Here is a 375-nt window from a genome sequence, read left to right on the forward strand (position 1 = left end):
GGGTGTGGCGGTCTACAGCCTGGGCCTGTCTCTGATGGCCGCGACCGCCTGGATCAGCCGCTTCCCGCGTTTCCGGGTCGGGATCGGGGCGCTGATGTTCGTGGTCTCTGACCTGATCATCTTCGGCCGCAACGGCCCGTGGCCGGACAACTTCGCGACGGGGCTGGCGGTGTGGGGGCTGTACTACTTCGGGCAGCTGCTGATCTGCGTGGGGGTGGTGAAAGCACTCGAGGCGAAGGCCGGCGCCTGACAAGTTCCTCCCCTGTGGGGGAGGCAGCCGAAGGCTGGTGGGGGGAGTATTAGGATTGAAGGTCCGGGTTGCGGCCGCCTGCCGATCACTCCCCCCGTCGGCTGCGCCGACACCTTCTCCCGCAA

At 67.5% G+C, this 375-nt stretch carries 1 protein-coding gene; it reads left to right on the plus strand.

Translation table 11 applies throughout. The annotated features are described in order from the left end of the window. Positions 1-250 (plus strand): lysoplasmalogenase family protein (locus J7528_RS23770; RefSeq protein ID WP_291879800.1); only part of this gene is annotated, 250 nt, incomplete at its 5' end. Between the last annotated feature and the right edge of the window lie 125 nt (positions 251-375).

Source organism: Caulobacter sp., from assembly GCF_017744445.1.
Lineage (GTDB): Bacteria > Pseudomonadota > Alphaproteobacteria > Caulobacterales > Caulobacteraceae > Caulobacter.